Annotated in this window: 17 protein-coding genes; 5 read left to right on the top strand and 12 right to left on the bottom strand. The window is 70.6% G+C overall.

Going from position 1 to position 20,196, the window contains the following annotated elements; genetic code table 11:
- Window positions 1-19: 19 nt before the first annotated feature.
- From FB390_RS00705 to FB390_RS00685, 6 genes are all read right to left on the bottom strand, one after another.
- Window positions 20-643 (bottom strand): TetR/AcrR family transcriptional regulator, encoded by a 624-nt coding sequence (locus tag FB390_RS00705; RefSeq protein WP_425465834.1) that lies wholly within the window; start codon window positions 641-643, stop codon window positions 20-22.
- On the bottom strand, window positions 640-2,001 hold the full coding sequence (gene hpnE, locus FB390_RS00700; RefSeq protein WP_141807209.1) for a hydroxysqualene dehydroxylase HpnE: 1,362 nt from the start codon (window positions 1,999-2,001) through the stop codon (window positions 640-642). The genes FB390_RS00705 and hpnE overlap by 4 nt, the downstream gene beginning before the upstream one ends.
- A gap of 67 nt (window positions 2,002-2,068) precedes the next feature.
- Window positions 2,069-2,902, bottom strand: a complete 834-nt coding sequence (locus tag FB390_RS00695; RefSeq protein WP_141807208.1) for an MBL fold metallo-hydrolase — start codon at window positions 2,900-2,902, stop codon at window positions 2,069-2,071.
- The gene (locus FB390_RS00690; protein WP_141807207.1) at window positions 2,902-3,465 is read right to left on the bottom strand and encodes a TetR/AcrR family transcriptional regulator; all 564 of its coding nucleotides are present in this window, start codon (window positions 3,463-3,465) and stop codon (window positions 2,902-2,904) included. Before FB390_RS00690 ends, FB390_RS00695 begins: the two co-directional genes overlap by 1 nt.
- Before the next feature lie 45 nt (window positions 3,466-3,510).
- The gene (locus FB390_RS33340) at window positions 3,511-3,684 is read right to left on the bottom strand and encodes a hypothetical protein (RefSeq protein WP_185756902.1); all 174 of its coding nucleotides are present in this window, start codon (window positions 3,682-3,684) and stop codon (window positions 3,511-3,513) included.
- A gap of 672 nt (window positions 3,685-4,356) precedes the next feature.
- Complete coding sequence (locus FB390_RS00685) at window positions 4,357-4,836, bottom strand: DUF6194 family protein (RefSeq protein WP_141807206.1); 480 nt, start codon at window positions 4,834-4,836, stop codon at window positions 4,357-4,359.
- A 63-nt stretch (window positions 4,837-4,899) separates the two neighbouring features.
- On the opposite strand from FB390_RS00685, the gene FB390_RS00680 reads away from it, so the two are divergent.
- Window positions 4,900-5,613 carry a MerR family transcriptional regulator gene (locus FB390_RS00680; RefSeq protein WP_141807205.1) on the top strand — a complete coding sequence of 238 codons (714 nt, stop codon included), beginning with the start codon at window positions 4,900-4,902 and terminating at the stop codon, window positions 5,611-5,613.
- A gap of 67 nt (window positions 5,614-5,680) precedes the next feature.
- Here the strand turns inward: FB390_RS00680 and FB390_RS00675 are convergent, their stop codons facing one another.
- Window positions 5,681-6,520, bottom strand: coding sequence for an SDR family oxidoreductase (locus tag FB390_RS00675; RefSeq protein WP_141807204.1), 840 nt, complete (start codon window positions 6,518-6,520; stop codon window positions 5,681-5,683).
- Complete coding sequence (locus FB390_RS00670) at window positions 6,517-7,464, bottom strand: patatin-like phospholipase family protein (RefSeq protein ID WP_141807203.1); 948 nt, start codon at window positions 7,462-7,464, stop codon at window positions 6,517-6,519. Before FB390_RS00670 ends, FB390_RS00675 begins: the two co-directional genes overlap by 4 nt.
- Before the next feature lie 68 nt (window positions 7,465-7,532).
- On the opposite strand from FB390_RS00670, the gene FB390_RS00665 reads away from it, so the two are divergent.
- Window positions 7,533-8,150, top strand: coding sequence for a TetR/AcrR family transcriptional regulator (locus FB390_RS00665; protein WP_141807202.1), 618 nt, complete (start codon window positions 7,533-7,535; stop codon window positions 8,148-8,150).
- Between the two features lie 9 nt (window positions 8,151-8,159).
- On the opposite strand, the gene FB390_RS00660 is transcribed toward FB390_RS00665, so the two are convergent.
- Window positions 8,160-8,705, bottom strand: a complete 546-nt coding sequence (locus FB390_RS00660; RefSeq protein ID WP_141807201.1) for a histidine phosphatase family protein — start codon at window positions 8,703-8,705, stop codon at window positions 8,160-8,162.
- A 217-nt stretch (window positions 8,706-8,922) separates the two neighbouring features.
- Between FB390_RS00660 and FB390_RS00655 the strand changes: the two genes are divergently transcribed.
- The 3 genes from FB390_RS00655 (at window position 8,923) to FB390_RS00645 (ending at window position 16,806) form a co-directional block, all read left to right on the top strand.
- Window positions 8,923-13,866, top strand: a complete 4,944-nt coding sequence (locus tag FB390_RS00655; RefSeq protein ID WP_141807200.1) for an Lhr family ATP-dependent helicase — start codon at window positions 8,923-8,925, stop codon at window positions 13,864-13,866.
- Window positions 13,867-13,881: 15 nt separating this feature from the next.
- Window positions 13,882-14,661: a DNA-formamidopyrimidine glycosylase family protein gene (locus FB390_RS00650; RefSeq protein WP_141807199.1), complete on the top strand. Its 780-nt coding sequence runs from the start codon at window positions 13,882-13,884 to the stop codon at window positions 14,659-14,661.
- A gap of 189 nt (window positions 14,662-14,850) precedes the next feature.
- Window positions 14,851-16,806 (top strand): GMC family oxidoreductase N-terminal domain-containing protein, encoded by a 1,956-nt coding sequence (locus FB390_RS00645; RefSeq protein WP_141807198.1) that lies wholly within the window; start codon window positions 14,851-14,853, stop codon window positions 16,804-16,806.
- Between the two features lie 17 nt (window positions 16,807-16,823).
- Here FB390_RS00645 and FB390_RS00640 read toward each other — a convergent pair whose 3' ends face one another.
- Genes FB390_RS00640 through FB390_RS00630 form a run of 3 tightly spaced genes read right to left on the bottom strand, consistent with a single transcriptional unit; the run spans window position 16,824 to window position 19,934 of the window.
- The gene (locus FB390_RS00640; RefSeq protein WP_067787745.1) at window positions 16,824-17,198 is read right to left on the bottom strand and encodes a DUF742 domain-containing protein; all 375 of its coding nucleotides are present in this window, start codon (window positions 17,196-17,198) and stop codon (window positions 16,824-16,826) included.
- On the bottom strand, window positions 17,195-17,620 hold the full coding sequence (locus FB390_RS00635) for a roadblock/LC7 domain-containing protein (RefSeq protein ID WP_141807197.1): 426 nt from the start codon (window positions 17,618-17,620) through the stop codon (window positions 17,195-17,197). Before FB390_RS00635 ends, FB390_RS00640 begins: the two co-directional genes overlap by 4 nt.
- On the bottom strand, window positions 17,598-19,934 hold the full coding sequence (locus FB390_RS00630) for a sensor histidine kinase (protein ID WP_141807196.1): 2,337 nt from the start codon (window positions 19,932-19,934) through the stop codon (window positions 17,598-17,600). Before FB390_RS00630 ends, FB390_RS00635 begins: the two co-directional genes overlap by 23 nt.
- Window positions 19,935-20,196: the final 262 nt, after the last annotated feature.

Raw genomic sequence — 20,196 nt, 5'->3', positions numbered from 1 at the left:
GTGTGGCCCCGAGGAAGGTTCAGGCGCCGTCGAGCGCTCCCGTCTCGACGCCGACGGCCCAGTCCACGAGTGAGCGCAAGTAGCGCAGTACGACTTCGTCCGGATACGCGGCGGGGTCGGTCAGGTGCAGCCGAGCCAGTTCCTCGACGGCGGCCAGCATGATCCGTTCCGTCGCGCCGTTCGGATCGATGGTGACCCCGGCGTACCGGGAGAGGTGTCGCGCGCCGATCGCCCGCGCGTAGGCGCGACCCGTCTCCAGCCGTTCGCGCAGCTCGGGCGGGCCGCCTTCGGGCGGGCTGAGCATGATCCGCCAGCTGGTCGGCGCGGCGTGCAGGTAGGCGAGCACGCCGCGGCCGACCTGGTCGACGTCGTCGCCGGTGCCGATCCAGTCCACGCTGCGCACGCCGGCCAGCGCGATCGCGGTCTCCCGGTCGAGCAGCGCCGACATCAGCCCGGGTAGATCGGTGAACTGTTGATAGACCAGCGCCCGCGCGACGTCGGCGGTGCGGGCGACACGCTCGATGCCGACCGCGCCGAACCCCTCGGCGACGGCGATGTCGCGGGCGACGTCCAGCAGTTGGTTGCGGCGATCGGCGGCGGACATGCGCCGCTTGGGGGCGCGGGAGGCTCGCTCCGTGGTCACGGCACAGACGGTAGCGCAAGCAAGAGATCAACTGCCTTCGCCGCACTCTGCACAGCGCTCTCCATCGTCGCCGACCAGTCGGTGGCGGTCCAGTCGCCCGCGAGCACCAGCGTGGGGATCGAGGTGCGTTGGGCCGGTCGCAGTGCGTGCGTGCCGAGCACCTGCGAGAACGTCGCCCTCGGCATGCGCACCACGTGGGCCTGCACGACGCGGGCCGCGGCGGCCGCCGGGTAGTAGCGGCGCAGCAGGTCGAGCTGTTCGGCGACGATCGCGTCGTTGGACTTGTGGATCTGCTCGTAGGCGCCGCTGGTGGTCAGGCAGTACAGCCAGGCCTTGTCGGTGTTCCGACCGGTCATCAGCTGGCGGTCGAAGACCTCGTCGATGACGCCGGTGCCGCCGATCAGCGCCTCGAACTCGGCCGCGGTGCCCAGCGGGCGGTCCAGGTACAGGTTGGTGCTGACGATCGGCGTGTAGCCGAGTTTGTCCGCCGCCGCGTAGATTTCGGCGTGCTCGGGCAGGTCGTCGAGCAGGCCGCCGATCGCGGAGTTGGGCACGGCGCAGACCACCGCGTCGGCGGGCAGCACCGAGCCGTCGGCCAGCGCGACGCCGGTCACCTTGCCGTCGGCGATCTGGATGCGCCGGGCGATGGCCCGGTATCCGACCTCGACCCCGTGCCGCTCGAAAACGCGCTGCGCCCCGGTGACGAACAGCGTGTCGAGGTCGGTCGTCGGGTAGCCGATGGTGACCGGCCGCCGGTGCCGGACGCCCAGCCGGATGCCGGTCGCCATGACATCGGCGAACACCTTGGCCGACTCGCGCTGCACGGGCTCGGCGGCGATGCCGAGCGCGAGCCAATCCCACAGCGCCTCACGAGCTTTGGCGGGCATGCCGACCCGCTGGAACCACTGCTCGGTGGTGAGGTCGGCGAGATCGGCGGGCTGGCGCAGACATTGCCACCCGAGCCGCATCGTGGCGCGGGCCGCGCGCAGCCGGTCCGGCACGCTCGCGTCGGGATGCGCGCCGAGGAAGGTGCGCAGCGCGCCGAATCCCTTGGTGGACATGCTCGTCGAGCGCCCGTCCGGCCACCGGAGGGTGGCGCGGTGCGGGAAGGCGACGTGTTCGCGGGTGCCGACGCTGGTGAGGTAGCGGAACAGGTGCTCGTAGCCGCTGGCGATGACGTGCTGACCGTTGTCGGGCGGATCGTCTACGGCGTCGACTCGCATGGCGTGGGTGCGTCCGCCGAGCCGTCCGCGGCGCTCCAGGAGCGTGACTTGTTTACCCGCTTCGGCGAGCCAGACCGCGGACGCGAGCCCCGCCAGTCCGCCGCCGATGACCACATACCGCCGGGGATCGTCCATGGCCGTACCCTTCCCGTTTAACTTGCAATTTGTAAGTTAACCGGGAAGGGTTGAGCGGTCAAGAGTTTCAGGCGGGCACGGTTTGGCAGGCGCGCAGCTCGGCGGCGTTGTGCGCGGAGAAGATTCGCACCTGGTCGCCGTGGTCGCGGAGCAGATCGCGCAGGCGCTGCTGGTTTTCGCGCCGTGGGCCGCCGAGCGTCTCGACGCTGCGCTCGAAAAGCGTCACGCCGAGTGGCTGGTGCGGATGCGCCAGATCCAGTTGGCCCGGATGGAAATACGCGTCGCCCGCGGCGAGCAGCCAGCCGTCGCCGGTGTCGACGGCGACGCCCGCGTGGCCGCGGGTGTGTCCGGCCAGCGGCACGAGCAGCAGGCTCGGCGGCAGCCCGGCCAGTTCGCGCACGGCCTCGAAGCCGAACCACGGCTCGCCGAGATCGGCATAGGACTGCCACTTCGGGCCGTGCTCGAATTGCGCCGCGCGGTAACGGAATCGCTCCTGGGCGGTGTGCGCGCCCTGGAAGGCGCGCAGCTCTTCGTCGTAGACGTGCACGGTGGCGTGCGGGAAGTCGGCGAGGCCGCCCGCGTGGTCCAGATCGAGGTGGGTGAGCACGATGTCGCGCACGTCCTCGCGGCGGAAACCCAGCGCCTCGACCTGCCGCACCGCGGTGCGCTCGATGTCGAACACCGGCCGGGTGAGCGTGATGAAGCGGCGGCCGAGCCATTCGTCGGGGCGGCGCACGCTCTGCTCGCCCATTCCGGTCTCGATCAGGACGAGCCGGTCGTCGAGTTCGAGAAGCAGGCAGTGGCAGACCATTTCGGCGCGGCGCAGCAGGCCGGGCGCGCCGTCGAGCAGGGTGCCGCCGAAGGGACGCATGGTGCCGCAGTCGAGGTGGTGGACGCGCATCAGGGCAGCTCCCTTTCGAGGGTGGTGCGGAGGTGGTCGGCGACGGTGCGCAGCGGGGCGATGTCGCGCTGGGTCTTGGCGAGCAGTAGCCCGCCCTCGAGCATGCTCAGCGCGACGACCGAGAGGTTGGCCGCGCGCTCGGCGTCGACGCCCTTGTCCAGCAGGAAGTCGTGGATCGCCACGCGCCAGGAGTCGAACCCGGCGACGCAGGCCTGCCGGATCAATTCGCTCTCGGCGGCGGCGTCCAAGGCGACCGTCGCCAGCGGGCAGCCGCGCTCGAAATCGGAGTCCTCCAGGTTTTGCGCCAAGGCGGCGAAGACCGCGTCGGTGTCGCCGTCGGCGAGGATCGCGCGCAGCGTGTCGCTCAGTCGCGCGCTGGATTGGGTCAGCGCCTCGGCCGCGAGTTGCTCTTTGCCGCCGGGGAAATGGAAGTACAGCGAGCCCTTCGGGGCGCCGCCCGCGCTGACCAGCTGGTTCAGGCCCGTGGCGTGATAGCCCTTGGTGTGGAAGAGATCGGCGGCGGCGTCGAGGAAGCGCTGCCGCGAGTCGGTTCGTGGAGGCACCCGGCCAAGGTACCTCGAGCTATGACGACCGGTCTAGTTATTGCGTCAGTGCGGCTGGGTGACGCTCGAGCGAGGTGCGTCCGCCGTGCCCGCTGGCTGCGGTGGATTCAGCAGCAGATAGCCGAAGACGGCCGTCGCCGCCAGCGCGATCAGCGCCGCGACGTATTGGGCGGCAATCGCGCGGATCGGCGCCGCGCGCCGCACCGATCGGGTCGTCATCGTTCCTGCTCCTGTCGAGTGAGTAGCGGTCGGCCGCAAGGCTTGTCGTCGGCCAGGGCGGAACTGTTAGCAACTGAGTGGCAACTAACAGTCGACGGCCGCCGCACCCCACCGGACCCGGCGCCGCGCCCTTCCTGAATGACTGCCATGTGAACGGGAACGGAGTTCGAAACGCACGCGTCCATCACGTGAACCTTCGGATCGCATCGGCGTGCGTGCCCCTGAAATTTCGCCTTCGAACCGTGGTCTGTGGAACTGACGACCGGTGCCTACGGTTCCCCTCGAACACCCGGGTCACGTTCTGCACCGGGTGGCCGTGCACGTCCAGGAGAGCTCGAAATGGCCCTGCTCCAAAACGATCCCCTCGTCCACATCGCCCTGACCGCCATGATCGCTGCCATCCTCGCCGTCGGCCTGCACCAAGGCCGCGAAGTGACCACTCCGAGCTACGGAAATCGGCGGGAGTCATATGGTGGCTACTTGATCTTGGGCAACCGCCCTTTGACTACCGTCGAATCCATTTCTCTATCGACGGTAGTCAAAGGGTGGTTCAGGGGTTGACAGGCCGCACGGTGGTCGCGGGGGCTCACCGCAAGGACCGCACGGAACCGAGCCCGGGAACGCGGTGGTAAAGGCCGTGCCGAAGCGCGGTCGTGGCGTTCGGCAGGCCGATCACCCCGTCGGCTGATCGTTCCCGGCGTGGCGGTCGAAGCGGGAGCGGGCGAGGTTGTGGGCGGCTCGGAGCAGTTCGAGGACAGTAGTTTCCGTGCGGGGACCCGGGCTCACCACGGCCAGCCAGCCCTGTTTCCCGTAGACCGGATGCGCGATGAGGGTGTCCGTTGCGCTCGGGTCGGTGTCGTCCGGGGCGGGGTCGCGGGGTGTGCGGCCGAGGTGGTCGGTGAAGGCTTCCTTTCCGGCGAAGAAGTTCACGCGGAAGGTGTCGGGGCGGTTCAAGCGCGAAGTCTGGTCGTCGGGGTAGTCCTTGGTCACGATGGTGGCGAAGGGCTGGGTGCGGGGGACGACGCCGTCGGGGGCGTAGTAGAAGAAGGTGTCGCCCCAGCTGATCTCGGGTGACCCGTCGCCGGGGCGTGGCTCGAGTGTCAGGACTCCGTCGAGTCCTCGGACGAAATCGATGATCTCCTTCATCTCCATGTGTTCTAGCGTTTCATTCATGTGCTTGTGGAGACTTCACGTGGAAAACGCCCAGGAAGTGGGATGACAAGTCGCAAATCGCCTGGTCTGCGCACGATCGACGTCGCCCGGCGTGCGGGTTGCTCCGTGCAGCAAGTGCGCAACCTCGAGCGCGACGGTGTGCTGTCGCCCGCGCTGCGCACGGCCGCAGGCTATCGGACCTACACCGAAGCGCACGTGCGTGCCGCCCAGGCTTATCGCGCGTTCGCGGCGGGAGCCGGGCCTATCGAGGCCAAGCGGATCATGCGCGCCGCGCACCGGTACCCGGATTCGGATCTGCTCGCTCTCCTGGACGCCGCGCATGCCCGCCTCGCCACCGAACGCCGAGACCTGGACTCGGCGAAGCGGGCGGCCGCCGCGATCACCGTCGAGCCGGTGGACGATGTGCGGCCGAGCGACTCGATGACCGTCGCGGAACTAGCGGGCGCACTGGGCGTGCGGACCTCGACCCTCAGGCACTGGGAAGCCGAAGGGCTCCTCCTCCCACGGCGCGACACCCCGAGGGGTGCACGCGAGTACACGCCGAGCGACGTCCGAGACGCCCGGATCGTCCATCAGCTGCGGATGGCCGGTTACCGCATCGACCCCCTGCGCGCCTTGATGCCAGAACTGCGCCGCGCGAACCGAGGAAACGACATCTCGTCCGCGCTGGCCGCCCGCGACGCGAGCATCGATGCCCGCTCGCGCGCTTTGCTCGACGGCGCTGCCGCCCTCGGCGCACTGCTCGCGTCGAAGTGATTGCCCACCAACGAGGTACGAGAACCCGCGCCGATGCCCAGCGGCTCCAGGCGCGGAGCCGAGCGCCTCACTTCGTGATCGAGCGAACCTGTTCTTCGTACTTCGCCCGCACAGCGGCGTCGGCGGGATGCAGCGCGCGATTGCCGTCGAACAGTTTTCGGACCAACTGCACCGCGCGTTCCGGCGCGGCGGCCAGTGCGATATCGATGGGCGCGAGGTAATTCGGCACGGCCACTTCGGCTTTGCGGGTCTGCACGGTCCCCACGATCGCCGCGGCCACGTCTTCCGGGTCCACCGTCGGCATCCCGCGCCCCAGGGTCAGCCCCGAGGACAACCGGGTCCGCACCGCCGAGGGCATCACACAGCTGACGCTGACGCCGCGCTCTACGAACTCCAAACGCGTTGCGGCGGAAAGTCCTACGGCGGCGAACTTGCTCGCGTTGTAGACGGCGAGGCCGGGAATCGGGATCTTGCCCGCCAGCGAGGCGACGTTCACCACGTGGCCGCGCCCGCGCTCGACCATCCCGGGCACCACCGCCCGCATGCCGTGGATGAGGCCCCAGACGTTGATGTCGAAGGTGGCGTGGCCGACCGCGTCCGGCTCGTCGAGGAACGCGCCCGCCGGCATCACGCCCGCGTTGTTGACCAGGATGTCGACGCGGCCGAGCTCGGCGACGACCTTGTCCCACTGGTCGCGGGCGCGCACGTCCAGCTCGAAGGCTCGGGCGCCGATGGCCGCGGCGGCCGCCTCGCCCGCGGCGATGTCGACGTCGGCGATGGCGACGTGGGCTCCGGCGTCGGCGAAGAGCCGGGCGGTGGACTCGCCGATACCGCGGCCGCCGCCGGTGATCAGCACCCGGGCGTCCCGTAACTCGATGGCGGGATAACCGTGACCGAGAATTCTCACGCGAAGACTCCTTGTTCGAGGGTGCGGCGGGTGCTGCGCAGGCTGTGGCGGAAGGTGTCGAGACGGCGACGGCCGTCCATGAAGTTGGGGCCCATCACCGCGAGGTCCTCGGCGGTCGCGCCGAGCATCAGCACGCGGGTGCCCGCGGCGCGCAGTTGGGCGATCTCCGCGGCGAGCTGGGCGCTCATCCGATCGCGGAGCTGACGCTCGAGCAGGTGACCGGGGCCGGTGGCGGGCACCCGTGACGCGGAGGCCATCGGCGCGAGCACCACGACCTCGTCCAACCCCTGCCCGGCGAGCAGATCCACGGACGCGGTGGACCCGGCGCCGCCGTCGACGAATCGGCGTCCGGCGATCGGGACCGGCGGGAACCAGCCGGGGATCGCCCAGGACGCGCGCAGCGCCTCGCCGAGGGTGGCGGCGGGCGCGTCCGGCGCGCCGAACGGAACCCGTTGCGCGGTCGCGTGATCCATGCTGACCAGCCAGGTCGCCGGATGCGGCACCCAGGTGCGACCAGGGTTCAGCCGCTCGGCGAGCCGCTGCAACCACCCGGCGTCGCCGCCGCCGATCGGCAGCAGGCCGCTGCCCGCGGTGAGCAGTCGCTGCGCGGACCCCGCGCCGCGCAGCGTCAGCCTCGGTGCGCCGAGTCCCAGGCGGGGCAGCGGCGGAAAGCGGCCCGGCTCCTCGCGCATGTGCGCGAGCAGCGCCGGGTGGGTGCTCCGGCCTTCCTGCATGGCGACCAGTTCGTCGACGCCGATGCCGCTGCCGAGCATGGTCACCATCTCCGCACCCGCCGAGGTGCCGATCAGGACGTCGGCCTCGCGCGGATCCCAGTCGAGCACGTCGCGCACCGCGGCGAGCGCGGCGACGATCCATGCCGCGCCGACCGTGCCGCCGCAACCGATGGCCAGGCCACGTCGCTGTGACCCGTTCTTGTTACTCATGGTTCCGCACACTATCAGAATTCAAATTCTATCGGTATCCGAAATCTGAGAGTACGTAGAATCGCGGCATGGCACGACTGACCAGGTCCGAGAGTCAGGCCCGCACCAGGGCCGATCTGATCGCGACCGCGCGCGATCTCTTCCTGACCGACGGTTATGCGAAGACCTCCATGGAGCGCGTCGCGGAGGAGGCCGGGTACTCCAAGGGCGCGGTGTACTCCAACTTCCGCACCAAGAAGGAGCTGTGCCTCGAGGTGCTCGAGGACATCCACGCCACCAAGTTCGGCGAGGTCTCGGAACTGGTGGCCGCGGACGAGAGCCTGGAAGAGCGGCTGGCGCGACTCCAGGATTGGGCCGAGCGCACCCTCGGCGACGTCGGCTGGACGATGCTCGAGTTCGAATTCGCCACGCTCTCGCGCGACGATGCCGAGCTGCGGGCCGCGCTGGTGTCCAACCTCGGCGCGGTGCGCGGCGCGGTCGCCGCGCAGCTGCAGACACTGGCCGACAGCCTGCGCCTGGTGTTGCCGATGCCCGCGGAGGACGCGGCGTCCACGGTGCTGAGTCTCGGTCTCGGCCTCGGCATTCAGCGCGCCATCGACCCGTCCCTGTCGGCGCGGCTGATCACCGACGCCGTGCGGCTTCTGCTGAGCGTCGCGGAGCGGTCGACGCCGCTCGCCGCGGAATGAACGACGGGCTCACGGCGGGAAGTGCAGCGTCCACTCGCCGCGGTAGTGCAGCCGGGTGACGCTGCCGGGCGGAATATCGATCCGCCAGAACGATTTCGGCGGGGCGTCCAGCGTCACCAGCAGCGCCGCGCGGATCACCGCGGGATGGGTCACCGCGATGGTGGACTTGCCCTCGGAGGCGATCTCGGCCATCCAATACCTGGTCCGCTCGATCACGTCCAGCACCGACTCCCCGCCGTGCCCGCGGAACTGCGGGTTGGTCAGCCACGCGTAGAGCTCGTCCTGCGGCACCGACATGAGTTCACCGCCGCGCCACGCGCCCGCGTCGAGGTCGCGTAGCCGGGCGTCCTCCTCGCCGGGCAGACCCATCAGGGCCGCCGTCTCGACGGTGCGGCGTTCCGGTCCGGTCAGCACACGCGCGGCGGTGAGCGGGGCGCAGGCGGCGATGGCGCGGCGGCCCGCCTCGGTCAGGGATTCGTCGACTGGAAAACGTGCCTTTCGCATCGCCTCGGTCATGCCATGGCTGACCAGGTCGAGTCTGAGCACCTTTTGCACGGATCGAAGCGTACGACCCGGCGACGGCGGACGGACCCTTATCCGGCCTGTCGGTCGGTTCGAGCGCGACAGCCGGGTAACGCGACGTTCGCCTGACGGGCGTGCGCGGGTGTGCTCGGTCGGTCCGGTACAGGTCTCGGCGGCAGGGATGCGATCGAGCGGCCGGTTGCCGCCGCGCGGTCGGCTGCCTGTCGGTGCTGGGGTGCACACTGATCCCATGGCCACGTTCTCCACCGCCATGTTCTCCCGCGCGACCCAGGAATGGTTCGACGGCGCCTTCCCCGCGCCGACCTCGGCCCAGCTCGGCGCGTGGCAGGCCATCGCGGCCGGGGAACACACCCTGGTCGTCGCGCCGACCGGCTCCGGCAAGACACTCTCGGCGTTCCTGTGGGCGATCGATGAACTCGCCGCCCGTGAGCGACAGGACGGCACGGCGGCCAAGCGGCGGACGCGCCGCGCGAGCGAAGACGGCGAGGTCGAGCACGCGGGGACCACCGTGCTGTACGTGTCCCCGCTCAAGGCGCTCGCGGTGGACGTGGAGCGAAACCTGCGCGCGCCGCTGGTCGGCGTCACGCAGACCGCCAAACGGCTCGGCCTCGACCCGCCCGACATCACCGTCGGCGTCCGCTCGGGCGATACCACCGCCGCCGACCGTCGCGCCATGCAGCGGACTCCGCCCGACATCCTGATCACCACGCCCGAGTCGCTGTTCCTCATGCTGACCTCCGCGGCGCGCGAGACCCTGCGCACCGTGCGGACGGTGATCGTCGACGAAGTGCACGCCATCGCCGGTTCCAAGCGCGGTTCGCACCTGGCGCTCTCGCTCGCCAGGTTGGATCTGCTCACCGAGCGGCCCGCCCAGCGCATCGGACTCTCCGCCACCGTGCGGCCGCCGGAGGAGGTCGGCCGTTTCCTGGTGGGCAACGCGCCCATCACCATCGTCTCGCCGCCCGCGCCCAAGACCTTCGACCTGTCGGTGCGGGTGCCGGTGCCGGACATGACCGAGCCGGGGGAGTCCGATCAGCCGGGTTCGATCTGGCCGCACGTCGACGAGGCCATCGTGGACCTGGTGCTGGACCACAACTCCTCGATCGTCTTCGCGAATTCGCGCAGGCTCGCCGAGCGCCTCACGGCCCGGCTGAACGAGGCGTACTCCGCGCGGCTCGGCGATCCGATCGACATCGCGCACGCGCCGCCCGCGCAGCTCGGCGCGTCCACCGAGGTGATCCACGGCGCCGACCAACTGCTGGCCCGCGCGCACCACGGGTCGGTCAGCAAGGAGCAGCGCGCGCTGATCGAAGACGACCTCAAAAGCGGGCGGCTGCGCTGCGTGGTCGCGACGAGCAGTCTCGAACTGGGCATCGATATGGGCGCGGTCGACCTCGTCGTGCAGGTCGAAGCCCCGCCCTCGGTGGCGAGCGGACTGCAACGCATCGGCAGGGCGGGGCACCAGGTCGGCGAGATCTCCCGCGGCGTGCTGTTTCCCAAGCACCGCACCGACGTCATCCACTGCGCCGTCGCCGCGCAGCGGATGGTCACGGGTCAGATCGAGGCCTTGCAGATCCCGGCCCACCCGCTCGACATTCTCGCCCAGCAGACCGTCGCGGCCTGCGCGCTCGAGCCGATCGACGTGGACGCCTGGTTCGAGACGGTGCGTGGGACAGGCAGCTACGCCGGGCTGCCGCGTTCGGCCTACGAGTCGGTGCTCGACCTGCTCTCCGGCCGCTATCCCTCCGACGAATTCGCCGAACTGCGCCCACGGCTGGTGTGGGATCGCGACGCGGGCACCCTCACCGGCCGCCCCGGCGCGCAGCGACTGGCGGTGACCTCCGGCGGCGCGATTCCGGACCGCGGCATGTTCGCGGTGTACATGGTGGGCGAACGGAATTCGCGGGTCGGTGAACTCGACGAGGAGATGGTCTACGAATCCCGCGTCGGCGACGTATTCGCCCTCGGCGCGACCAGTTGGCGCATCGAGGAGATCACCTTCGACCGGGTCCTCGTGACGCCGGCCTTCGGGCAGCCTGGCCGACTTCCGTTCTGGCACGGAGATGGGTTGGGCAGACCCGCCGAATTGGGCGCGGCGCTGGGCGAATTCATCCGCAAAGCGGGCCGGGAGTCCGCCGAGGCGCTGGCGAGGTCGGTCGAGCCGTCGGTCGCGGGCGACGGGGCGCCGTCCGGGTCGAGGAAGGCCGCCGCCCGGAGTGCCAAAGGCGATTCGGCGGAGACCGATGGTTTCGGCCGCATCGTCCGAGCCGCCGGACTCGACGACAACGCCACCTCGAATCTGGTCACCCTGCTGGAGGATCAACGCAGCGCGACCGGTCAGCTGCCCACCGACCGGACGCTGATCGTCGAGCGGTTCCGCGACGAACTCGGCGACTGGCGGCTGGTCCTGCACTCGCCGTACGGTCTGCCGATCCACGCGCCGTGGGCGCTCGCCGTCGGTTCCCGGCTGCGCGAACGGTTCGGCGTGGACGCCGCGCCGAACGCCTCCGACGACGGGATCGTGGTGCGGTTGCCCGACACCACCGACGATCCGCCCGGCGCGGAGTTGTTCGTCTTCGACCAGGACGAGATCGACGACATCGTCACCGAACAGGTCGGCGGGTCGGCCCTTTTCGCGTCCCGGTTCCGCGAATGCGCGGCGCGCGCCCTGCTGCTGCCGCGGCGCGATCCGGGCAAGCGCGCACCGCTGTGGCAGCAGCGGCAGCGCTCGGCGCAGCTGTTGGACGTGGCACGCAAGTTCCCGGACTTCCCGATCCTGTTGGAAACCGTGCGCGAATGTCTCCGGGACGTGTACGACCTGCCGAACCTGCGGGATCTGCTCGGCCGGGTCGCGCGCAGACAGGTGCGGCTCGTCGAGGTGGAGACCGCGACGCCCTCGCCGTTCGCCGGCGCGCTGCTGTTCGACTACATCGGCCAGTTCATGTACGAGGGCGACAGCCCGCTCGCCGAGCGGAGGGCCGCCGCGCTCTCGCTGGATTCCGGATTGCTCGCCGAGCTGCTGGGCCGTGTCGAGCTGCGCGAACTGCTCGATCCGGTGGTGCTCGAACAGACCGAGCGCGAACTGCAACGACTCACTCCCGAACGTCGCGCGCGTGATGCGGAGGGGCTGGCCGACCTGCTGCGGCTGCTCGGGCCGCTGACTCCCGAAGAAGCGGCGTTGCGCTGCGTCGGCGCACCGCTTGCGCGTGGTGCCGATGATGCGCCGGCGTCCGGCGCTGGGGATGCCCCGGTGCGCGGTGACGGTGACGCGCTGGCACGTGGCGCCGACGGTGCGCTGATACGCGGTGTCGAGGATGCGACGCCCGGAGGTGCCGAGGACGCGTTGCCGAGCGGCGAGGACGAGATGGCGGCGAATTTCGGCGCCGTCGACGAACCACCGGGCGACCCGCGGCCGTGGTTCGCCGAACTCGCCAAAGCTCGGCGCGCACTGGAGGTCTCGTTCGTGGGCCGGACCTGGTGGGTGGCCGTCGAGGACGCCTCCCGTCTGCGCGACGCACTCGGGGTCCCGCTGCCGATCGGCACGCCCGCCGCGTTCATCGAGCCGGTCGCCGATCCGCTCGGCGACCTGGTCGGCCGCTACGCGCGCACGCACGGACCGTTCACCACCGAGGCCGTCGCGGCGCGCTTCGGTATCGGCCCTGCGGTCGCCGCCACCGCGCTGCATCGCCTGGTGGCCGAAAAGCGAGCGGTGGAGGGCGAATTCACGCCGGGCGCGAGCGGTTCCGAGTGGTGCGACACCCAGGTGCTGCGGCGGCTGCGGCGGCGGTCGCTCGCCGCGGCGCGGCACGAGGTCGAGCCGGTCTCGACCGCGGCGTTCGGACGTTTCCTCCCGTCCTGGCAGCACGTCGAGACCGGCGAGCTGCGCGGCGTCGACGGCGTCGCGGCCGTGGTGGAACAGCTTGCCGGCGTGCCCATTCCGGCCTCGGCGTGGGAATCGCTGATCCTGCCCGCCCGCGTCCGCGACTATTCGCCCGCGATGCTGGACGAGCTGATGGCCGCCGGCGAGGTGGTGTGGTCCGGGCACGGCGCCATCACGGCCAAGGACGGATGGATCGCCCTGCACCTGGCCGACCAGGCGCCGTTCACACTCGCGCCGCCGGACGAGATCGACCTGTCCGAGGTGCACCTGCGGCTGCTCGACGCGCTCGGTGCGACATTGGCGCCGCGGACCCCGCTCGCCTCGGATTCGCCGGGCCGCGGCGACAACGTCGTTGTCCTACACGGCGGCGGCGCCTACTTCTTCCGCCAGCTCTCCGACTCCACCGGCCTGCTCGACGACACGGCGGTGGCCGCCGCGCTGTGGGAGCTGGTGTGGGCGGGTGTGGTCTCCGGCGACACCTTCGCGCCGGTGCGCGCCCTGCTCGCGGGCACCTCGCGCACCACGACAGCGCACCGGACCCCGCGCCGCGCGCCACGCGGCCGCGCCTACCTGCCGAGGCCGACCATGCCGACCCGGTCCGGCCCGCCCGCCGTCGCTGGACGCTGGTCGCTGCTGCCGGAACGCGTCGCCGACAACACGATTCGCGCCCACGCCACCGCGGACACCCTCCTGGAGCGCTATGGCGTACTGACCAGGGGCTCGGTGCAGAACGAGGGCGTGACGGGCGGTTTCGCGCTGATGTACCGCGTGCTGACCGAATTCGAGGACCGTGGCCGCTGCCGCCGCGGCTACTTCGTCGACTCGCTCGGCGGCGCGCAGTTCTCCACGACCGACGTGGTGGATCGGTTGCGCTCCTTCGACACCGAACGCGGCCGGTCCGGCGACCCGGCGAAACAGGGCAAGGCGCTGGCGCTGGCCGCCTGCGACCCGGCCAATCCGTATGGCGCGGCCCTCGGCTGGCCCAAGGGCGACGGCGACAGCGGCCACCGCCCTGGCCGCAAGGCGGGCGCGCTGGTCGTACTGGTGGACGGCGAGCTCGTGCTCTACTTGGAGCGCGGCGGCAAGACGCTGCTCACCTTCACCGAGGACCCGAACGCCCGCCAGTCCGCCGCGGCCGAACTCGCCGAGCTGGTCCGGCGCCGTTGGGTCGACTCGCTGGTGATCGATCGGGTGGACGGAGAATCGGTGCACGGCAACACCTTCGCGGGTTTCCTCGCCGAGGCGGGTTTCTCCGCGACGCCGCGCGGCCTGCGGCTGCGCAGGCAACCATGACAGCGGAGGCGGTGCATGCCCGAGGGTGACAAGGTCTTTCTGACCGCGAACCGCCTGCGGCTCGCGCTCGTGGGAAAGACGCTGGTGCGCAGCGATTTCCGGGTGCCGAGATATGCGACGGTGGATCTCGTCGGCGAGCTGGTGGAAGAGGTCGGCAGCTACGGCAAGCACCTGTTCATCCGCACCACCAACGCGAGCATCCACACCCATCTGAAGATGGAAGGGGTGTGGCGCACCTATTGCGCCGGCGAGCGCTGGACCCGGCCGCGAGTGACCGCGCGGGTGGTGCTGAGCACCGACGACACCGAGGCCGTCGGCTTCTCGCTCGGCACCGTCGAGGTGCTGCGCCGGGCCGACGAGCACACCGCGACCGATCACCTCGGCCCGGATCTGCTCGGCCCGAATTGGGATGCGGCCGAGGCGGTTCGGCGCTTGGCGCGACATCCCGCGCAGCCGGTCGGCCTCGCCCTGCTCGACCAGCGCAACCTGGCGGGCATCGGCAACATCTACCGCAGCGAGGTCTGTTTTCTGCGCAGAGTGCACCCGGCGACGCCGGTCGGTGAAGTGCCGGATCTGCTCGCCTTGGTCAACGAGGCGCACCGTGTCCTCACCCAGGCGGCGCACCGTCCGCCGTGGCGGGCACTGGTCTACGGCCGCCAGCGCCAGCCTTGCCAGCGATGCGGCACTCGCATCGAGGTGCGACCGCTCGGCGAGACGAATCCGCCATCGGATCGCATCACGCAGCGCGAACGCGGCATCTACTATTGCCCTCGCTGCCAACCCGAACCGGCCTGAACCCGCGCCGCGGACCGCGCTCATCAAGTTGTCCGGCATTCGCTGACAGAGCTGGCAGGCGTCAGTGCGAACGGGTCGCAAACCGGTCTTTACGCCGGTAATTCTCCAGAGTAGGGTTCGAGCACGTCAACTTATGTGAGCCGTAATTCCAATTGCGCTGCCACACTTTTCGGTCTCGGGGAGAACACCATGGAACTCACGGCAGGGCAGCGGGCGGCGCTGGAGCTGATCTGCGACACCTTCGCGCCCGGCGACGGCCTCGCGCTGCCGTCCGCCGCCGAACTCGGCGTCGCCGACGTGGTGCTCCGGCTGCTCGACCGCAATCCGCGCGAGGCCGAACGCAAGCAGCTGGCGACACTGCTCGGCCTGTGGGATTCCCCGGTCTTCGGTCTGCTCGCGGGCATGGGTCCGCGACGCTTCTCCGCACGCTCGCAGGCCGATCGCGAACGGCTGCTGCTCGAGCTCGGCGAATCGCGGCTGGGGGCCAAGCGCGCGATCTTCCAGGCGCTCAAGCAGGCCGCGCTGCTCGCGTACTACACGACGCCGGGACCCGACGGCAGCAATCCGCTGTGGAAGGAGATGGGCTACCCCGCTCCGCCGGGTCCGTTGCCCGGCGCGCCGAAGCCCGCCTTGCGGCCGGTGCGGGCCGGCGCGGACGAGACGCTCGACTGCGACGTGGTCGTGGTCGGTTCCGGCGCGGGCGGCGGCGCGGCGGCCGCCGTGCTCGCCGAGGCGGGTCTCGACGTGATCGTCCTGGAGCGCGGCGAATACTACGACGACGCCGATTTCGGAGCGGGCGAGCTGGACGCGCTGCTGCGGCTGTACGCGCCGGGGCCGTCGGCCACCGCGGAGGGTCAGCTCACGCTGGTGGCGGGCACCTGCCTCGGCGGCGGCACGGTGGTCAACTGGAGCACCTCGCTGCGCACCCCCGACGATGTGCGCGCGGAATGGGCGAGCCTGGGCGCCGGCCAGTTCGCCGAGGACGAGTACGGCGCGGCGCTGGACGCCGTCGAGCGGCGGCTCGGCGTCACCTACGACCGCTCGCCCGGCTCCGCGCGCGACGGCGTGCTGGAGCGTGGGCTCGCCGCGCTGGGCTGGGATGTCGCCCCGCTGCCGCGCAACGTCACCGACGCGTGCGACGCGGGCGTGGAGTGCGGACGCTGCGGCTACGGCTGCCGGCTCGGCGCCAAGCAGACGGTCACCAAGACCTGGCTCGCCGACGCGGCCGAACGTGGCGCCCGGCTCGTGGTCGGCGCCGACGTCCGGCGCGTCGAAGTGAAGGGCGGCCGGGCCGAAGGCGTTCGAGCGGTGACCGCCGAGGGCGCGGAATTCACGGTCCGCGCCCGAGCCGTGGTGGTCGCGGCGGGCGCCGTCCAGACGCCCGCGCTGCTGCGCCGCTCCGGGTTGCGCAACAAGAACATCGGCGATTACCTGCGCCTGCATCCGGCCTCGGCGGTATTCGGCGTCTTCGACGAGGAGATCCGGCCGTGGGAGGGCGGGCTGCAGACCAGGATCTCGCGCAAGCACAGCGATCTGGACCAGCACGGCTACGGCGTGATCTACGAGACCGGCCCGCTGCATCCCGGTCTGCTCGTCGGCTTCATGAACTGGCGCGGCGCGGCCGAGCACCGCGCGGCCATGCTCGATCTGGCCCGCACGGCGGCCGTCGGCGTGATCACCCGCGACCGCGACCACGGGCGCGTCACGGTGGACCGGTCCGGCGAACCGGTCGTGCGCTACAAGCTCTCCGAGCGCGACCGCGCCCACCTGCACACCGGAATCGCGGGCGCGGCGAGCATTCTCGAAGCCGCGGGCGCGAAGCGCGTCTTCTCCGGGCATCAGGCCGGAGCGGCCTACGAGCCGGGCATCAGCGGATCGCACACGGAATTCGTCGCGGCCTGCCTCGCCGCCGGGTACGGTCCCGGCCGCTGCGGGATGGGGGCGCTGCACATCATGGGCTCGGCGCGGATGGGCGGCTCGCGGGCCATGTCGGCGGTGGATCCGGACGGCGCGACCTGGGAGGTGCCCAATATCGTCGTCGCGGACGCGTCCTGCTTCCCGACTGCGTCGGGGGTGAATCCCATGGTTTCGATCGAGGCGATCGCCTACATGAACGCCAAACGCCTTGTCGCTCGGCTGGGTTGAGGAGTCGCGCTCGACGGTCAGAGCGCCTTGATCCCCTTGAGCACCGCGCGCAACACATCCATGTCCCGCGGCCCCGCCTCCGGCGTCGGTTCGGGATCGCGGAAGTCGAGCAAGCCGTCGTCGATGAGGTCGCCGACCAGGATCTTGGTCGAGGTCAGCGGCAAGTTCAGCTGTGCGGCCAGCTCGGCGATGGACTGCGGTTCGCGGGCCAGCCGCACGATCTCGGCGTACTCGGGTTCGTTGCGGCGCAGCGTCCGCGATCCGGCGCGCACCACGAGCGTGAGCATGTTCAGCTCGGGGCGGCCGCCACCGGAGCGCCCGCCCGTGACCGCGTAGAGGCGGACGAGGGGGCCCGCCTCCTCGTCGAACCAGGACTCCCGCCGGTCGTTCATGGCCGTCGCGAACCGACCCCGTCGAGCTGTTGCGGGCGCGGGTCGACGGATAGGTGCGCGCCGACGCGCTGCACGGTCTGGTTCATCTCGTAGGCGACCATGCCCATGTTGGCGTTCTCGGCGGTGAGGACAGCGAGGCACGCGTTGTCGCCCGCCGCCGTGATGAACAGCACCGCGCGATCGAGCTCCACCACCGTCTGACAGACCCCGCCCGCGTCGAAATGGCTGCCCGCGCTGCGCGCCACGCCGTGCAGGGTGGAGGCCATCGCGCAGAAGCGTTCCGCGTCCGAGCGATTCATCGCCGTGCTGTGGCCGAGGAGCAGTCCGTCGGTAGACAGCACGACGGCGTACCGAACGTCGAGCAGCCGTTCGACGAGATCGTCGAGCAACCAGTCGAGACTACGTGGCTTGGAGGTCGTCACCGGCACCTTCCTGCGGGTCGGAGGTCGTTGCTGTCGGGTTGTCGACGCGGTTCAGGCGACCCTGCCGGGTGCCGTTCTCGATGGCCGACATGAGGGTGCGGGCTTCCTCTGCGGTCCGCGGCCGTGCGCCGGTGGCGCCGTTCGGCCCGGCGACCGGCCCGGCGGACGTCTCGCGGCGGCGCTTGGGCAGCGCCGGTCGATCGCCGGAACCGGTGTCGACGACCGCACTGGGCGTGGGGCTCGGCGCGGCGAGAGCGGGGACCGGGGCGAATCCGTTGAACGTCCCGTTGCTCGCCAGCGCGTGCGTTTCGCGGGCGGCTTGCTCGCGCGGGGCCTCCTGACCGGTGGCGATCAGCGTGGTCGGCACCAGCACGATGGCCTTCACGCCGCCGTAGTCGGATTCGGTCAGCCGGACCGAGATGCCATGCCGCGCGGCCAATTTCCCGACCACGAACAGGCCGAGGCGGGCGTCGCTGGAGAGGGCGGCGACGCTGAAGTCCGGCGGCGAGGCCAGCACGGAATTGCGTTCGGCCAGCTCGGTTTCCGGCATGCCGAGCCCCTGATCGGTGATCTCGATGGCGACGCCCTTGCCAACCAGCGTGCCCGTCACCTCGACCCGCGATTCCGGCGGGGAGAAGGCGGTCGCGTTGTCGGTCAGCTCGGCGATGAGGTGGATGACGTCGGCCACCGAGGCGCCGGAAATCCGCACCTCGGGCAGCTTGCCGATCTGAATCCTGGTGTAGTCCAAGCTTTCCGCGACCGCGCTGCGCACCACTTCGATCAGTGGCACCGGGTTGCGCCAGCGGCGCCCTGGCTGTTCGCCGCCGAGGATGACGAGGTTCTCGGCGTTGCGCCTTGCCCTGGTGGCCAGGTGGTCGAGCTGGAAGAGCAGGTCGAGGCGGGCGGGGTTCTCCTCCTCGCGTTCGGCCTTGTCCAGCAGCGCCAGCTGACGGTGCACCATCACCTGGCTGCGGTGCGCGATGTTGAGGAAGACCGCGGCGACGCCCGCCCGGGTCTTCGATTCGGCGACCGCGGCCGACACCGCCGCGACGTGCGCGCGGTTGAACGCGTCGGCCACCTGACCGATCTCGTCGCCGCCGTAGTCCAGGCGCGCGACCTCCTGCGGGTCGACCTGGTCGCCCTCGCCGAGCCTGCGGATGGTCTCCGGCAGGCGCTCGTCCGCGAGTTCCAAGGTGTCGCGGCGCAATCGGCGCATGCGGCCGATGAAGCGGTTGGCCAGCAGCAGCGCGGCGAGGAAGGCCAGCAGCGTCACCGCCAGCACGGCGAGACCGCCGTAGAAGGAGTTACGGGCGATCTCGTCGCCGGTGGTCTCGGCGGTGCGGTGGGCGTCGCGGCTCTGGTCCTCCCACAGCTTCAGCAGCTGCGAGCGCACGGCGGTGGCGGACTGCTGCCATTCGCCGATGCCGAGCGGCAGCGGCGGCGGGGTGTCGGCCGTGCGGGTGGTTCGGGAGGTGGACTGCCTGCCGGAAGTATCGGCGGTGGAACCGCTGGCGCCCTCGGAATCGCCGGTGTGGACGCCGCGATGGATGATCGCGTCCTCCATCGCGGTCAGCTGCCGCCAGGTGGGGCTGCCCGTGATCTCTTGCAGCTGCGCTTGGCGCTTGCCGCTGAGCACCATGGTCGCGTAGGAGACCTCACCACGGCCGTCGCCGACGTAGTTGCCGAACTCGGTGAGCTGTTCGGGGGTGAGCTGCTCGGAGATGAGCGCGGCCGAGCCGATCGCGCTCGCCCGCGATACCGCTTCGGCCGCGCGCAGCGCGTGCACCCCCTTGTAGAGCTCGACGGCGATATCGGCGTCCGGCGCCACCTCGGCCGCCAGCAGCGAGGCGAGCACGATGGTGTCGATGATCTGGTTGAAGGCGAGGAATACCTGCGCCGAAGGCACGGCGTGCGCGTCGATGCCGCCGCGCAGCGTGGGCAGCTGCTGGTAGAGCACGTCGTAGCTGTCGATATCGCTCGCAAGGTCGGGACGCAGTTCGGAGGCGGTCTCACCCAGGGCTTCCAGCGCGGCCAGCGCCTCGTCGGAATTCTTGCGGGCGGCGGGCAGGGTGTTGGTCGCGTCGTCGTCGCCCGCCAAGTGCAGCAGCGAGGCGCGACGTTCCTCCTGGAACGCCTCGATCATCAGGATGGCCGGGGTGGTGACGGAACTGGCCAGCTCGGCCCAAGACGCCGCGTCGCGACCGGCTTTCACCAGATACCCGGTGGCGCCGACGCCGAGCGCGAGCAGCGCGACGCTGGGGATGAGGACGATCGCCAGCAGTCTGGTTCGGACGCCGAGGGGGCGGGACCACATACCGGTCGGTAATACGCGGTGGATTCTGCTGCTTATCACCGATGATCTTGCCTACCTCTGGGCATCGCTGCCGCCGTGCGGAACCGGCCAGCGCCGGGTTCTGGGAACCGGCACTGGCCGAGTGTCCCGAGTAACCCTAGTCACTGAAAGAACGGCGACGCAATAACTTTCGTCGAGCAGAGAGAAGGGTAATGGGGAGTGGCGGTATTCGGGTAACGAAACGATATATTCGGAAGTGCTACCAATGTAAACGCGGTGGTCA

This window comes from Nocardia bhagyanarayanae, assembly GCF_006716565.1.
In the GTDB taxonomy this organism is placed as follows: Bacteria; Actinomycetota; Actinomycetes; order Mycobacteriales; family Mycobacteriaceae; genus Nocardia; species Nocardia bhagyanarayanae.
This window is presented reverse-complemented; position numbering and strand designations above follow the sequence as displayed.

What these genes read in the sequence shown, in the direction of transcription:
- hpnE (WP_141807209.1), bottom strand. Translation starts at nt 2,001, where the DNA reads ATGGACGATCCCCGGCGGTATGTGGTCATCGGCGGCGGACTGGCGGGG.
- FB390_RS00695 (WP_141807208.1), bottom strand. Translation starts at nt 2,902, where the DNA reads ATGCGCGTCCACCACCTCGACTGCGGCACCATGCGTCCCTTCGGCGGC.
- FB390_RS33340 (WP_185756902.1), bottom strand. Translation starts at nt 3,684, where the DNA reads ATGACGACCCGATCGGTGCGGCGCGCGGCGCCGATCCGCGCGATTGCC.
- FB390_RS00685 (WP_141807206.1), bottom strand. Translation starts at nt 4,836, where the DNA reads ATGGAGATGAAGGAGATCATCGATTTCGTCCGAGGACTCGACGGAGTC.
- FB390_RS00680 (WP_141807205.1), top strand. Translation starts at nt 4,900, where the DNA reads ATGACAAGTCGCAAATCGCCTGGTCTGCGCACGATCGACGTCGCCCGG.
- FB390_RS00670 (WP_141807203.1), bottom strand. Translation starts at nt 7,464, where the DNA reads ATGAGTAACAAGAACGGGTCACAGCGACGTGGCCTGGCCATCGGTTGC.
- FB390_RS00665 (WP_141807202.1), top strand. Translation starts at nt 7,533, where the DNA reads ATGGCACGACTGACCAGGTCCGAGAGTCAGGCCCGCACCAGGGCCGAT.
- FB390_RS00655 (WP_141807200.1), top strand. Translation starts at nt 8,923, where the DNA reads ATGGCCACGTTCTCCACCGCCATGTTCTCCCGCGCGACCCAGGAATGG.
- FB390_RS00650 (WP_141807199.1), top strand. Translation starts at nt 13,882, where the DNA reads ATGCCCGAGGGTGACAAGGTCTTTCTGACCGCGAACCGCCTGCGGCTC.
- FB390_RS00645 (WP_141807198.1), top strand. Translation starts at nt 14,851, where the DNA reads ATGGAACTCACGGCAGGGCAGCGGGCGGCGCTGGAGCTGATCTGCGAC.
- FB390_RS00640 (WP_067787745.1), bottom strand. Translation starts at nt 17,198, where the DNA reads ATGAACGACCGGCGGGAGTCCTGGTTCGACGAGGAGGCGGGCCCCCTC.
- FB390_RS00630 (WP_141807196.1), bottom strand. Translation starts at nt 19,934, where the DNA reads ATGTGGTCCCGCCCCCTCGGCGTCCGAACCAGACTGCTGGCGATCGTC.